Source organism: Bacillus sp. FSL W8-0223, from assembly GCF_038006805.1.
Classification (GTDB): Bacteria; Bacillota; Bacilli; order Bacillales; family DSM-4216; genus Bacillus_O; species Bacillus_O smithii.
In genome coordinates, this window is the sequence record NZ_JBBOVX010000001.1 from 1,618,791 (window position 1) to 1,633,769 (window position 14,979).

At 40.7% G+C, this 14,979-nt stretch carries 12 protein-coding genes; 8 read left to right on the top strand and 4 right to left on the bottom strand.

The genetic code is table 11. The features are described 5' to 3' along the window. Positions 1-112 precede the first annotated feature (112 nt). The 3 genes from NST81_RS07965 to fdhF all read right to left on the bottom strand — a co-directional run bounded on the left by NST81_RS07965 (position 113) and on the right by fdhF (position 5,528). Positions 113-1,807, bottom strand: coding sequence for a methyl-accepting chemotaxis protein (locus tag NST81_RS07965; protein WP_048623246.1), 1,695 nt, complete (start codon positions 1,805-1,807; stop codon positions 113-115). A gap of 277 nt (positions 1,808-2,084) precedes the next feature. Further along, positions 2,085-2,570: a DUF1641 domain-containing protein gene (locus tag NST81_RS07970; RefSeq protein ID WP_048623247.1), complete on the bottom strand. Its 486-nt coding sequence runs from the start codon at positions 2,568-2,570 to the stop codon at positions 2,085-2,087. Positions 2,571-2,591: 21 nt separating this feature from the next. Beyond that, positions 2,592-5,528, bottom strand: coding sequence for a formate dehydrogenase subunit alpha (gene fdhF / locus NST81_RS07975; RefSeq protein WP_048623248.1), 2,937 nt, complete (start codon positions 5,526-5,528; stop codon positions 2,592-2,594). Between the two features lie 329 nt (positions 5,529-5,857). On the opposite strand from fdhF, the gene NST81_RS07980 reads away from it, so the two are divergent. From NST81_RS07980 to NST81_RS08010, 7 genes are all read left to right on the top strand, one after another. After that, positions 5,858-6,202, top strand: coding sequence for a DUF2294 domain-containing protein (locus NST81_RS07980; RefSeq protein WP_048623249.1), 345 nt, complete (start codon positions 5,858-5,860; stop codon positions 6,200-6,202). Between the two features lie 18 nt (positions 6,203-6,220). Beyond that, the gene (gene fdhD, locus NST81_RS07985; RefSeq protein ID WP_048623250.1) at positions 6,221-7,021 is read left to right on the top strand and encodes a formate dehydrogenase accessory sulfurtransferase FdhD; all 801 of its coding nucleotides are present in this window, start codon (positions 6,221-6,223) and stop codon (positions 7,019-7,021) included. A 292-nt stretch (positions 7,022-7,313) separates the two neighbouring features. Further along, positions 7,314-8,099 carry a formate/nitrite transporter family protein gene (locus tag NST81_RS07990; protein WP_341029273.1) on the top strand — a complete coding sequence of 262 codons (786 nt, stop codon included), beginning with the start codon at positions 7,314-7,316 and terminating at the stop codon, positions 8,097-8,099. Positions 8,100-8,228: 129 nt separating this feature from the next. Beyond that, positions 8,229-9,590: an IS1182 family transposase gene (locus NST81_RS07995; protein ID WP_003354354.1), complete on the top strand. Its 1,362-nt coding sequence runs from the start codon at positions 8,229-8,231 to the stop codon at positions 9,588-9,590. A 600-nt stretch (positions 9,591-10,190) separates the two neighbouring features. Next, a complete protein-coding gene (locus NST81_RS08000) occupies positions 10,191-10,619 on the top strand; it encodes a cell wall hydrolase (RefSeq protein WP_003352805.1) in 429 nt (142 codons plus the stop codon). Between the two features lie 329 nt (positions 10,620-10,948). Further along, positions 10,949-11,713 carry an exodeoxyribonuclease III gene (locus tag NST81_RS08005; RefSeq protein WP_270583659.1) on the top strand — a complete coding sequence of 255 codons (765 nt, stop codon included), beginning with the start codon at positions 10,949-10,951 and terminating at the stop codon, positions 11,711-11,713. 205 nt (positions 11,714-11,918) lie between these two features. After that, positions 11,919-12,752: a pirin family protein gene (locus NST81_RS08010; protein ID WP_327805584.1), complete on the top strand. Its 834-nt coding sequence runs from the start codon at positions 11,919-11,921 to the stop codon at positions 12,750-12,752. A 186-nt stretch (positions 12,753-12,938) separates the two neighbouring features. Here NST81_RS08010 and NST81_RS08015 read toward each other — a convergent pair whose 3' ends face one another. Continuing rightward, complete coding sequence (locus NST81_RS08015; RefSeq protein ID WP_341029282.1) at positions 12,939-13,235, bottom strand: hypothetical protein; 297 nt, start codon at positions 13,233-13,235, stop codon at positions 12,939-12,941. Between the two features lie 283 nt (positions 13,236-13,518). Here NST81_RS08015 and glsA point away from each other — a divergent pair, with 283 nt between their 5' ends. Further along, positions 13,519-14,442, top strand: coding sequence for a glutaminase A (glsA, locus tag NST81_RS08020; RefSeq protein WP_341029284.1), 924 nt, complete (start codon positions 13,519-13,521; stop codon positions 14,440-14,442). The last annotated feature ends 537 nt before the right edge of the window (positions 14,443-14,979 follow it).

Genomic DNA, 14,979 nt, shown 5'->3' on the forward strand with positions numbered 1-14,979 from the left:
TATAAATATACTCAAATACAATATGGATAATCGATTCATGATACCATACCGGTTGAACAGCAGATCCGTAAGACAAAAACACTCCATTGCAGTATGAAGTTTTATATTATCGTTATTGTTCCTGAGTGATTTTAAATGTTGCCATACGCTCTTGCAGACTGAGTGCTAGTTCGGATAGAGAAGCGGCTGCTGCTGAAATTTCTTCCATTGAGGCCAGTTGTTCTTCCGTTGAAGCCACGACTGTTTGTGAATGGCTGGATGTCTGTTTAGAGGCGGAAGCTAGTTCAAACATCGCGTCTGAAATCATTTGGATTTTTCCAGACATTTCTTGGATATTTGCAGACAGCGATTGAAGTTCGGATTCGATATCCGTAACCGAATGGACAATTTCTTCAAAGTTTTCCTTCGTATTTTTTACGATGCCTAATCCGTTTTGAACATCGTCCTTGACTCGTTCAATGGAATCAGTGGAACGAGCCATTTCCTCTTGGATTTCTTTTATGAGACCCGCAATTTGCTTAGAAGATTCTTGAGATTGTACTGCGAGTTTTCTTACTTCCTCCGCTACAACCGCAAAACCTTTCCCGTGTTCTCCCGCTCTGGCTGCTTCAATTGCGGCATTTAGCGCCAACAAATTGGTTTGATCCGCTATATCCGAAATAACCTTTGTGATCATGTCGATTTCCCGTGATTTATGACCAAGCATTTTAATAGCTTCGCCACTTTCTTGAACGGATTTATGGATTTCATTCATTTGTTTAGAAGTCTGCTGTACGTATAACCCGCCTTGTCTTGCTTTTTCTTTTGCGTCTATTCCTTTTTCCGCCATTTTTTCCGAGTTCATTGATACGTTTTGGATGGCTTTCGACATTGTCTCAATGGCTTTTTCGCTTTTTTCCACACTCATGGTTTGATTTTCGACTGCCTGGGATACTTCCTGTATGGTTTCCGTGATTTGTTCAGCGGTGCTGCTGGTTTGTTCTGCACTGGCTGTTAACTGTTGAGAGGAGGCAGCTACTTGTTCAGACGTTTCCAGTACATGTTGGATCATGATTCGTAAATTTTCTTTCATATCATTATAGCTTTTGGACAATTGTCCTAATTCATCACGGGAAGAATCGTGGACTGAAACCGTAAAGTCTCCTTTTCCTGAATGCTCCAGTGCTTCCGCTAAAACATGCAAACGTTTTTTCAGTGAGTTTGTAAACCAGAACGCAACCGTCAGAGATAGGAGAACGGCAACGATTAAAACAACGGAAAAGACGATAAGAAATGAATGAATGGTGCGATCGATGATGCTTTGATCAGCTCCTACATATAAAATGCCGATAATCTTTCCATTTTTATCATGCAGCGGCATATAAGCGGTTTGGTGCATTTTCCCTGCAACGTTTGCTTCCCCGTAGTAATTTCGTCCTTCTTTAAGAACGGTCCGTTCTACAACGGGCGAAACTTTTGTTCCGATGACTCGTTGTCCTTGTTTCCAAACATTTGTGGCAACCCGGGTATCTCCCTGGAAAATGGTAATGGTATCATTTGTGTCCTTTCCTATTTGATCCACGATTTTTTCATTATTATTCATTAAAGTGGACCCTTTGTACAATTTTCCATTTTTAATGGCCCAATCGCCTTCGTATTTAGAATCAATATAGTGATAGCTTAAACGTAAATCACTTTTGGCTTTATGAATCGCAAAATCTTTAATGCTGGTAGAAACTTTTTCCATAGCTGCAATACAAACGGTAAACGAAATAAAAAGAATAATGCTTATGACTAGTACATTAATTTTTGCATTTAACTTCAACATTCTTCACCTTCATATTCCTGTTATCTTTTGATTATATTTTTAAGCAACGATATTTCTGCCGAATAATGGCTGGCATGTATGTAAGGATGGGAGGGGACGTTCACAGCGATGAAAGCGATCGGAAAATCAGTTCAAAAATTCGGGCAAAAACGAAAAAAGAATAGAACAGCACAAAGGCGAATGGAACGTCCTTTCTCCGCACCAAATCGAAAAAAGGCTGAGCAGAAAATAGGGGCTATTCCGCTCAGCCTCTTTTTATAAATAAGAGGGATGGATGTCATCCATTTTCTTTTAATCCTTGCCCCATTCCTTTTAGAAAGTGGAGCCCAAAGCCAATCGCACGATTAATATCCGGATCGTTCAGGACTTTCAATAAATCTCGGAATTTTACTTTATCGCCGTTTTGCAGATGATGATTTCCTTCCTTTATACCGTTCGTGATGCTATTCATTAGTTTTGCGGTGAAGTCGGGATCTATATTGGAAACGGCACCTGCTGCACCCATTAAGTTGTTGATCAAATTGGTTACCGGTTCACGTGACACCTGACCAAGAGCAATTTTGGCGATTTTTTCCCGCGCTTGAAGCATAGCATTTGCGGCTTCCAGCAATCCTGCTTGATTCAATTCGCCGATTATCTTAAGCAAATTCGTCAAATCATCATCATGATCTGCCAGAAGGGATTTCAGTTCATCCAACTTTTGCTGGATTTGCTCTTCTTTCGTCATTTCCTTTTTGCGAATAAAGGTAATGGGTTCCGCCATTTTTAGAATTCCTCCTTTCTATTAATCTGTTAATTGAACGAAATCACGCCGCTTCCACTTGCGATATACCTCTACACCATTTTGTGGATGGCGCTTTTTGTTGCGTGGATTGGTTTTCGGTAGCGGACTCTTCCCATCTACATCCAATACTTCCAACCGTACTTTCGCTTGTTTATATGCTGGTGTATGGGTACGACCGTCGACCGCTGTCCCTGTTAAAAAGTTAATGGCTGACTCTTTTGACGTTGAGTTCATAGGCAAGAAGAGCTCATTGCCTTTTACTCGGTCGGTAACCAGTGCAGGCAATTTCAACGCTCCAAATGGAGAAACTAAACGAACTATTGATCCGTCCTTAATTCCTCGCTCTTTTGCTAATTCAGGCGATACTTCCACGAAGACATCCGGCACTTTAGAACGGATACCTTTGGATCGATTGGTCAAGTTTCCTTCATGGAAATGTTCTAAAAGCCGACCGTTGTTGATGTGAAGATCGTATTCTTCAGGAAACTCAACGGGAGGAACCCAATCGGACAAGGCAAAACGCGCTTTTTTATCAGGAAAGTTAAAACCGTCAACGTAAAGAAGCGGAGTATTTTTGCCGTCAAGGCTTCCCCATAAAAAGCTGTTCCAGCCTTCCAGAACTTCATAGCTTGCACCGGAGAAGAGCGGAGACAAACTAGCCATTTCTGCAAAAATTTCGCTTGGGTGACTGTAATTCCAACCGGCTCCTAGACGATTGGCAATTTCTTGAATAATCCACCAATCCGGTTTGGAGTCTCCCAGTGTAGGAAGTGCTTGATATAATCTTTGAACACGACGTTCAGTATTGGTAAACGTTCCATCTTTTTCAAGAGAAGGAGCTCCCGGCAAAACAACGTCCGCATATTGAGCCGTTCTTGAAAGAAAGATATCTTGAACAACTAAGAAATCAAGCTTTGAAAGCATTTCATGAACATAATTGGCGTTGGAGTCGACAAGAGCCATGTCTTCGCCAACAATGTACATGCCTTTCAATTTGCCTTCTTCGATTGCATGAAGCATTTGGATATTGTCAAGTCCTGGTTTACCATCAATTTTAACGCCGTACGCTTTTTCAAACTTTGCACGAGCCACATCATCGGTAATATGTTGATATCCAGGCAGCCAGCCAGGAAGGCTTCCCATATCGCAAGCTCCTTGAACATTGTTATGACCGCGGAGAGGATAGGCGCCGGCACCAGGACGGCGGTAGTTTCCGGTGGCGAGCAACAAATTGGAGATGGCTGCAGACGTTTCAGAACCTCCTACGTTTTGGGTAACTCCCATACCCCATAAAATACAAGTACCGTCCGCTTCATGAATCATTTGTGCCACTTGAATGAGCGTTTCTTTTGAAATGCCTGTGATTTCTTCTGCGTATTCAAGCGTATATTTTTCAAGCAGTTCTTTAAATTCATCAAAATATTTAACGTTTTCATCAATAAACGCTTGGTCATGCCAACCTTGATCAATGATATATTTCGTAACGGCCATCAACCATACTTGGTCTGTGCCTTGTTTTGGACTGATAAAAATGTCTGCGCGTTCTGCCATTTCATTTTTACGGAGATCAGCTACAATCAGCTTTTGTCCGTGGAGCTTATGAGCACGTTTTACGCGAGTCGCAAGCACCGGATGCCCTTCTGCTGGGTTGGCTCCGACAATAATAACAAGTCCTGCTTTTGCAATGTCTTTAATCGTTCCAGAGTCGCCTCCCATCCCAACAGTTTTGAACAAACCGTCTGTTGCAGGGGATTGACAGTAGCGGGAACAGTTATCCACATTGTTTGTTTCAAATACTTGCCGGGCCAATTTTTGCATGAGATAGTTTTCTTCATTAGTGGTTTTGGAAGATGAGATGAAACCTAAAGCTCCTGAACCATATTGTTGTTTGATCGATCCCAGTCGGCTTGCTACTAAATCAAGAGCTTCTTCCCAAGTGGATTCCACAAATTCACCGTTTTTACGGATTAATGGTTTGGTCAACCGATCTTCGGAGTTGACAAAATCCCAGCCGAATTTTCCTTTTACACATGTAGAAATGGCGTTGACAGGAGCATTGTGACTAGGCTGTACTTTTAAAATTTTGCGTCCTTTCGTCCAGACTTCAAACGTACAACCGACACCGCAGAAAGTACAAACCGTTTTCGTTTTTTTCGTTCGGGTTTCCCGCATAGCGGCTTCTACTTCAGAAATAGCGAAAATACCACTGTATCCAGGTTCCACTTCTTTCACAAGATCGATCATGGGCTCCAACATGTCTTCTTTCAACCCCGTCATAAATCCAGCTTCGCCCAGCATGGATTTTTCCATTAAGGCGTTGCAAGGGCAGATGGTAACACATTGGCCGCAGCCGACGCACGATGATTCATTGATCGGTACGCCGTCATCCCAAATGACTCGTGGACGTTCAGCTTCCCAGTCGATGGAGAGTGTTTCATTCACTTGAAGGTTTTGACAGACCTCTACGCATTGACCGCAAGCAATACATTGATTAGGGTCATAACGATAAAACGGGTGGGACATATCTACTTCGGATTTATCCACTTTTGGTCGGTACGGATATTTTTGATGCTCAATTCCCATTAGTTCGGCCGTATTATGCAGTTTGCAGTTTCCGTTATTGTTATCACAAACTGTGCAGTATAACAAGTGATTTTCTAAAAGACGGTCCATTGCTTCAGTTTGCGCCTCTTTGGCACGATTGGATGATAGTTCAATATTCATGCCGTCCACAGCAGGTGTCGAGCAAGAACGTACAAGCTTTCCATCCGCTTCGACGATACATGTGTCGCACGTTTGAATAGGATCCACTTCCGGTACATAGCATATTTGAGGATGTTCAATCCCGTTGGCATTGATGATTTCTAATATGGTTGATCCCGGATCGGCCTCAAATATCTGACCGTTAATCGTGACGTGGATCATTTGATTATCCATCTTGTTACCTCCTTTTTTCAAACACAAAAAAATCCACCATGAAAAGCAACGCCTACTGACAGGCCGCTTTCATGGTGGATTAGTTTATTAGCAGAACTTGCTAACAGACCATCCATTGATATGTGAGTCGATAGAATCATAACAGACCTTGTTATGATTCCATCTTTAAATTCAACTGTTATTATAGTGCTAAATTGAAAAATAGACAATACTTTACAATGAAACTTCCATTTTCTAATTCTTTTTCCAAGCTAGCTTTTCTTTTTAAAAGGGATGTTTTATGATAGGACATGTAAAATTTATGGAATTTCATGAAAGAAGGGGAAGGGATGTCTAAAAAGATACACGAATTCAATGATATTATCCGCAAACTTCGTAAAGAGCTGTTTGGGAAAGGGCCGGAGAGAATTCATACGGTGTTTGTGGAGAATATGGCGGTCTCCACATTGTACGGCAATTTGACGCCAACGGAAAAATTTATCGCCAACACGCAGGAAGGAAAAGAAATGGTCCATACGGCGAGGACAAGAATGATTCAGGAATTATATTCGATTCATCCTCCTGATGGTATGGAAGAAGTGATAGGAGCTAAGCTTTTGTACTTATTTTCTGATATCAAAGTGGAAGAGGATATAGCAGTTTCGGTTTTTATTTTTGATCAAAACATTACTTGAAAAAAGGAGGCTCGGATCATGAAGCCGATCGAAGTGAGCCGAAACATTTTTCGTTTTGAGAACGGTTGTGTAGAAGAAAAAGAAGACAAAGTCGTAACAGAATTCCCGGTGACAGTGAAAGTAAACGGACAAGAATTCGTGACGATGGTATGCACTCCGGAATTTATAGAAGATATGGTTATAGGATTTTTAGCTTCAGAAGGGGTGATACGTCGATATGAGGATATCCAAGATATATGGGTGCAGGAGAAAGAAGGATTTGTCCATGTCCAGACGGAGAATATCAACCCTTATTACCGGAATTTTCAAAACAAGCGATATATCACTTCATGCTGCGGAGTGAGCAGACAAGGTTTCGTATTCGTCAACGATGCTTTAACGGCCAAAAAAATGAAGGATATTCGAGTCAAAGTGTCCATAGACGATTGTTTTCGATTGATGAATACCATGCAGGAATCAGCTGAAACGTTTCGCGAAACCGGCGGCGTTCATAATGCGGCGCTATGTGATGTTCATCAAATAATATTAAGTCGAATGGACATCGGGCGCCACAATGCGTTGGATAAAATATATGGCTATTGCCTAAAACATAGTATTCCAATAGGAGATAAAATTATCGTATTTAGCGGACGGATTTCTTCGGAAATCTTGCTTAAAGTAGCGAAAATTGGCTGCGAAGTCATTTTATCCAAATCAGCACCTACGGAATTGGCTCTTCAGCTAGCGGAGGATTTGGGAATTACGGCAGTCGGTTTTATTCGCAATCGTTCGCTTAATGTCTATACCCATCCGGAACGCATCATCGATCTGGAAAAATAGGCATATCGATTTCATTCCGTGTAAGTTTCGAGAGACAGAACGGGGAGGTCGGCTTTTGACTCTCATTTTCAAAAGAGTTTGCATGCTGCCATCTGTTTTGTTATAATTACCATCGTTTTCATGAACCATACAAATATAGGCAAATATGGATATGGTGTACATGTTTTGTAGATTATCAAATTCATAGAAAATATCTTGTCCTGGTATGGTAAAGGAAGCAGCCATCTTGCCCTTTGCATGGGGTGAAGGGTTGTGTGGTTGTTGATATTTTTTGAAGAAAGGGATGATGGGGATGGCGTTTTACAAGCCGGACAAAATTGCAAGTATCGCGATCGATGCAGGGGTGAAAAAAACACAGCTGCCTCTATCCTCAATTCTCATTTTGGGGTTTTTTGGAGGAGCCTTTATTGCGCTTGGTTTTTTGCTTGATATTCGAGTGAGCGGGAATTTGCCGCCGGAATGGGGAAGTTTTGGCAATTTTTTAGGCGCCGCGGTGTTTCCGTTGGGACTTATTTTAGTATTATTGGCTGGATCTGAATTGTTAACGGGTAATATTATGTCTGTTGCTATGGCTGTCTATGCGGGCAAAGTGACCGTTCCGAAATTAATCGCTAACTGGATTGTCATTACCATTATGAATTTTATAGGAGCCATTTTTGTTGCTTATTTCTTTGGACATGTTGTGGGTCTAACGGAAACGGGAACGTTTTTGGATAAAACAGTGTCTATTGCGCAAGGAAAATTAGATCAAACTTTTTGGCAAACTCTTGTCTCTGGAATTGGCTGTAACTGGCTGGTTTGCCTGGCCGTTTGGCTTTCTTACGGAGCTGATGATTTTGCTGGAAAAATACTCGGAATTTGGTTTCCAATTATGGCTTTTGTGGCTATTGGATTTCAACACGTGGTCGCCAATATGTTTGTGATTCCGGCTGCCATTTTTGCGGGACATTTTTCATGGGCTGATTTTATTAGAAATATTATTCCAACCTTGATTGGCAACATCATAGGTGGAGCTATCTTTGTTGGACTTGCTTATTTCCTTGCTTATCAAAAACAAAACAAAGCTGCGGGGGAATAAGAATAATGGTTAAAAAAGGCAGGACGTTTTATGTCCTGCCTCAGACTGTCGACAAATCCGAAAAAACCGGATTTGCCGACAGTCTTTTTTTGTATAATTAAGATACCGTAATGAATTGAGGTGGATGAAGTGCTAACAAAAAATACACAGATGAATCGTGATCAAATAGAAATGATAGCTTTAGACCAACTTGTACCTGCAGATCATTTGGTTCGTAAAATCGACGCTGCTATTGATTTTTCATTTATCTATTCGCTTGTTCAAGACATGTATTCATCGGAAAGAGGTCGACCAAGTATTGATCCAGTTGTATTGATTAAAATGGCTTTCATCCAATATACCTTCGGTATTCGTTCCATGCGAAAAACTATAGAGGAAATCGAAACGAATCTGGCTTACCGTTGGTTTCTTGGATTTGGTTTTTATGATAAGGTACCTCACTTTTCAACGTTTGGGAAAAACTACGAGCGACGCTTTAAGGATACAGACTTATTTGAACAGATATTCTATCGCATTTTGAAAGAAGCTGCAGATAAGAAGCTGATAAGCAGTGAGCATGTCTTTATTGATTCTACTCATGTCAAAGCGAGTGCGAATAAGCATAAATTTGTGAAGAAAGTGGTTCGAAAAGAAACGAAAGCCTATCAAGCACGTCTACAAGATGAGATAAATGCTGATCGAGAAGCACATGGAAAAAAGCCATTTCCTCCAGATAAATTTGGGAAAGAAGAATATAAAGAAATAAAAGAAAGTACCACTGATCCGGAAAGTGGTTACTACGTAAAAGACGAGCGAACAAAACAGTTTGCTTACTCATTCCATGCTGCTGCGGATCGAAATGGCTTTGTTTTGGGGGCTATTGTAACGCCAGGGAATATTCATGACAGTTCCGTATTGGAGCCACTTCTTGAAAAAGTCATAGAAAAACATGGAAAACCGGTTGTAGTTGCTGCTGACGCTGGATATAAAACTCCCGCCGTTGCCCAATACATATTTGAAAATGATATGACCCCTGCTTTACCTTATACTCGCCCTCGTACAAAGGATGGTTATTTCAAAAAACATGAGTATGTTTACGATGAATACTACGATTGTTATCTTTGTCCGCAAGGACAAGTGTTAAAATATGCAACTACGACGAAGGAAGGCTATCGTCAATATTTTTCTGATCCAGTCCAGTGTAAAGATTGTCCATTCCTCTCGAAGTGCACCCAAAGTAAGGAGCATAAAAAACTAATTCAGCGACATGTATGGGAATTTTATTTAGAGGAAGCTGATCATCTTCGGCATACACAAGAGAATAAGAGCATTTATGCAAGACGGAAAGAAACCATTGAACGTGTTTTTGCTGATGCAAAGGAAAAGCATGGTATGCGTTGGACAACTTTAAGAGGTTTAAAAAAATTGTCCATGCAGGCGATGCTAACTTTTGCTGCAATGAATTTGAAAAAGATGGCTTGCTGGACATGGAAAAGTCCAGCAATAACATAAAATAGACCCCTGGAGGGGTCTATTCCAAACATTTGAAAGCATAAAAGTGACAAAAGGCATCCGAAAGCGCACATTCGGATGCCTTTTGTCTACACTCTGAGGCAGAACGTTTTATGTCCTGCCTTTTTTATCTTTCTTCTCTTTGAGGCTAATGTAAATGTTTCTGACTAGAATGAACCTTTTTTCTTCCTATACACTATATGTCATCTCACTATCAAACAGAATATTCCAATGTTTCTGATGCCGGCATTGGCTTCATGAGCCGATCATAGCCCTTTCTTGCCTTTGACGAGTAAAAAGGACGGTTTCCTAATAATCAAGGTCCAATCATGTCTCATTGTTTATTTTTAAGCGGAATGAAAACTCTTTGTTCTTACGGAAACAAGACAAAGATGGCGCATGAAAAAGAACCATTTTTGAAATGAATTTTTTGATTAGTGTTGGTGCGTATTTCGTTCACTGTATCCATCTTCTAAACTAGCCGATCACCAAATATTGTTTCAGCTCCAACAAGGCCATTTTAAAGGTTTTTCTAATTGCATCGTCATCTTTCATGGAATCACGCAATATGATAAAGGAGACGAATTGGGAGGTGGCAATATGGCCGTTGTAAAGGCGAGAGAATCGGACGTCGCCCTTTTAGCGAGATTGATCAGAGCTGAGGCAGAAGGCGAAGGCGATTACGGAATGTTGTGTGTGGGGAACGTAGGCATCAATCGCATTAGGGCCAATTGTTCAGATTTCGTAGGAATTCGAACCATTCCGCAAATGGTATTTCAACCACATGCTTTCGAAGCCGTTTTATATGGATACTTTTATCAAAGAGCGAGAGAAAAAGAAAAGCGTTTAGCAAGAAGGGTGATAAATGGAGAAAGGCACTGGCCGGCAAAATTCAGTTTATGGTATTTTCGGCCAGAGGGCGATTGTCCTCCGCGTTGGTACAATCAGCCGTTGGCAGGCCGCTACAAATTGCACTGTTTCTATCAGCCAACAGCAGAAGAATGCTTAAATGTTTATTTAACATTTTAATACGCGGGTGGAAAGAGAAATAACCCCACACACCGTAGCGCCAATCGAAAAAATCTTAACGATTAGAATGACAAAAAGCCGTCCTCTCTTTGGACGTTTTTGTTAGGATTCGGAAAAATTACTTATTCTTTGAATGAAACCTTACAACCTTCAGCAATCAAGAAAATTCCTATATTCACGAATAACGGTTTTTTGAACCATTTTTACTTTAAGATGATTCCACTTGTTAAAGGCTAAATGGGTGTGAATTGCTTATTTTCGTAGTAGTATAGTAGAGAAAGTGATGATTTAATCGAAACATTCACAAGTGAGGAGAAGAGGATCAGCTGATGAAACTTGTATCGTGGAATGTAAACGGCCTTCGGGCTTGTGTACGCAAGGGATTTCTCGATTATTTTCAAGAAGTGGATGCAGATATCTTTTGTGTTCAAGAGACGAAATTGCAATCCGGACAAATTGAATTGGATTTAAAAGGCTACCATCAATATTGGAATTATGCAGAGAAGAAGGGGTATTCCGGTACCGCTGTATTCACGAAAGAAGAGCCCTTATCCGTTCATTACGGACTGGGCGACGTTGAAAACGAGCCGGAAGGAAGAATAATAACATTGGAGTTTCCAAAGTTTTATTTGGTGAATGTGTACACCCCTAATTCACAAAGGGATCTGGCAAGGCTTCCTTATCGTTTGGAATGGGAAGATCGAATCCGAAGTTATCTCATCGATTTAGATAAGGACAAGCCTGTTCTTTTATGCGGGGATCTCAATGTCGCTCACCAAGAAATCGATTTAAGGAATCCGAAATCCAATCAAGGAAATTCAGGTTTTACAAAAGAAGAAAGGGCGAAAATGTCGGAATTGCTGAATGCGGGCTTTATCGATACGTTTCGATATTTTTATCCCGAAAAAGAAGGGGCTTATACATGGTGGTCCTATATCAATAAAGCAAGAGAGCGCAATATTGGCTGGCGAATCGACTATTTTATTGCATCCAACAGATTATCCAGTTTTTTAAAAACGGCTGATATTCACTCTCATGTGATGGGAAGCGATCATTGTCCGATTGTCTTGGAGATTGATTTCTCGAGATTATAAAAGGATGCAATGCAAGTACTGCATTTTGCAAAGGAAATAAAAGAACCGTAGTGAGAATGATAAATCGCGGCGATTCGGAGCTTGATGATTTGTCCCGTGTATTCTTGCGTTTTGAAATTCGCCAAAAAAATATCCTAAGTGGATAGATTTATTCAAACCGTTCAATATCGGTTAGATTCAATTTTGACATTAGGAGGGGTCAACGATGAATGAACGAGGCATTCGCCGTATTCAATCAGTAAACTTAAAACAAAACAGTCCCATCCATCAAAATGGATATGTATTAGAACCAGGAAATTGGAAAGAATATGATCCATTTTTGATGTTGATGGAAGATGTTTTCCAAAAAGGAGCTTTTGATTTTCACCCTCACCGCGGCATTGAAACAGTGACATATGTGATCGACGGAACACTAGAACATGAAGACAATCAAGCGGGTAAAGGAAAATTGGAAGCAGGAGATGTTCAATGGATGACGGCAGGAAGAGGGGTTATTCATAAAGAAGATCCGGCGCCTGGTTCCACCGTTCACAGCTTGCAGCTGTGGATTAATTTGCCAAAAATAAAGAAAATGACTGAACCACGTTATCAAAACTTAAAAAGAGAAAGCGTACCGGTACGGAAAGAGGAGGGGGCCGTCATACGTGTTTTTTCAGGCTCTTCTCAAGGTGTAAAAGCAAAAACACTGAACCATGTGCCTATAACGATGGTGGAGATCGACTTGGAACCGAAAGCTAGCATAGTTCAGGATCTTCCGGGCAGCTATAACGGATTTCTTTATGTTTTGGAAGGAAGCGGATTTTTTGGCGTGGATGAAACGGAAGGCCGTGCCGGACAAGTGCTCTTTTTAACTAGGGATAACGAAGATTCAGATAGTATCATTAAAATAACAGCGAAAGAAAAGATGCGGGTGTTATTGTATGCCGGTGAACCGATCAATGAACCGGTGGTAGCGTACGGACCGTTTGTGATGACAACACAAGAAGAGATTCGCCAAGCAATATTGGATTTCCAAAACGGAAAATTTCATCAACAGTGATTTTTTCCGTCATCCGGCATTGAAAGAGTGAGGGAATGGTTGCATCATTTCCTCACCCCATGGCCTTATAAAGCAGATGAAAAAATGAACTTGGATGAGTGTTCACAAGAGGAAAGCGGTTTTTCATATTGCCCTTTCCTTTTTTTATTCTTATTCGATGATCCCTGTTGCAACAGGTGACGGCCTTTAAGAAATGCCGTTCTCAGAAGAGAGGGGTGAACCAGTAGAAGTATGCTGATTGACCCATTCACGAGCGGTATTCGAAACAGTAGACCAATTGGGGATTTCGTTGCTGTGTTGGGAAATCCAATCGAAGCAGAACTGTGGATCGATGTTGTGTTCCAAGCATTGAGATAAGAAAGACGAAATGTTCGCGTTATTACAATTTTGCCACGATCCGCATGTCGAACTCCAAATCTCTTCCATCGTTTTTTGGACAAAATGAGGAGTTGTCGTATTCGTTGAAAAATTTTCTTTTGCCAACTGAATTCCTCCCTTTTCAGTAAAAATGCCTCTTTAGAAGTATATCCAAAGAACCATTAGCCATGCAGACCCCATCACCCTTTTCCATAACCTTTGCGCTATCTTAATAAAAGAAGTTTCAAAATGATGTCGTATGTATTAGATAGCAAAAAGATTGCAACAAGATCTGATGCATTGATAAAAAACGGTTTGAAGATACAAGATTAGAGATTCTCCTTTTGACCTATACTAGAACTGATGTGTCTCTTCTTTAAGATTCAAATGATAAAGCGGGTGACGAACATTGTCTTGTCAATCAAGCGAGGAGTTAAATGAATTATTATTGGAAGCGAAACATTATACAAAATACGGTACGGTAGCTGATTATATTCCCGCTTTAAAAAAAGCGAATCCTCATGACTTATCAGCCACTATATACTACCCCGACGGAACGTGCCTATCGGCAGGGGACATACAACAAAAAATGACATTGCAAAGCATTTCGAAAGTACTCACTCTTGCATTGGCACTGATGGATTGCGGGGAAGAATCCGTGTTTCATAAGGTCGGATATGAACCAACAGGAGATCCTTTCCATTCTATTTTAAAATTGGAAATAAACAACCCATCCAAACCTTTAAATCCGATGATTAATGCCGGGGCTTTAGCTGTGACTCATATGATTAAAGGAAAAAACATCGAAGAACGATTTCAACGCATTTTGCACTTTGTACATGAATTAACCGGAAATTCAAAAATTACTTATTCTCAAGAAGTGGCGAAATCGGAGTTTGAAACTTCTTTTATCAATCGTTCTCTTTGCTATTACATGAAGCAGGATGGAATTATCACAGAAGATGTGGAAGAACTGATCTGTCTTTATACAAAACAGTGCGCTATTGAATTAGATTGTTTTGACTTGGCCAGAATAGGGGTTGTTTTCGCGATGGACGGGGTAGAACCGATGACTGGAAAAAGACTCCTGCCGGCCGATATAGCGAGACTTTGCAAAACGTTTATGGTAACATGCGGTATGTATAACGCTTCCGGTGAATTTGCTTCTAAAGTAGGGATTCCGGCAAAAAGCGGGGTTTCGGGCGGAATTATGGGAGCGGTGCCTAATCGATTGGGAGTATTCGGCCCGGCTTTAGATCATAAAGGAAACAGCATAGCGGGAGTGAAATTGTTGGAAATGCTGTCTAAGAAGTATTCTTGGAGTATGTTCTAACACTCTCCTATTCGCGTCATTTCGAGCAGATACTCAAAAAAGGAGAGAAACGGTCAAACAACCCGCTTTTCTTTTGTGATCGCAAAACGGCGAATTATTTAGAAACAGCAACATTTCACCTGTGATAAGTTTTTCGACCGAAAGATGGTTATGAATGAAATGAAAAGATAAAAGAAGGTTCGGTTCTTAAAGCAATTCCCCCTCTTCCGTCAAACAGAAGGAGAAAAAAGAAGAGGGGAAAACTCAAACGCAATGGTGGCGTTTTTATTTTTCTTCATGTTTGATAATTTGATATCCCCCGACAAATAGTATTACAACCGAGGCAATATACAACAAAGTCATAAGAGCAAAATACACGGTCATTCTCTCCTTTCCTCGAATTCCAATGATAAGGGCAACGAATGAAGGTTGAAAGGAGCAGCCATTCAAAGAAAAATGAAGAACTGCGCTATTGATTTGTAAATGTATGATTCCTTTTCTCACGTGTGGCTGTTATCCATCTAAAATTCGTTGCTTTGAATCGTAAAAGATCATCAT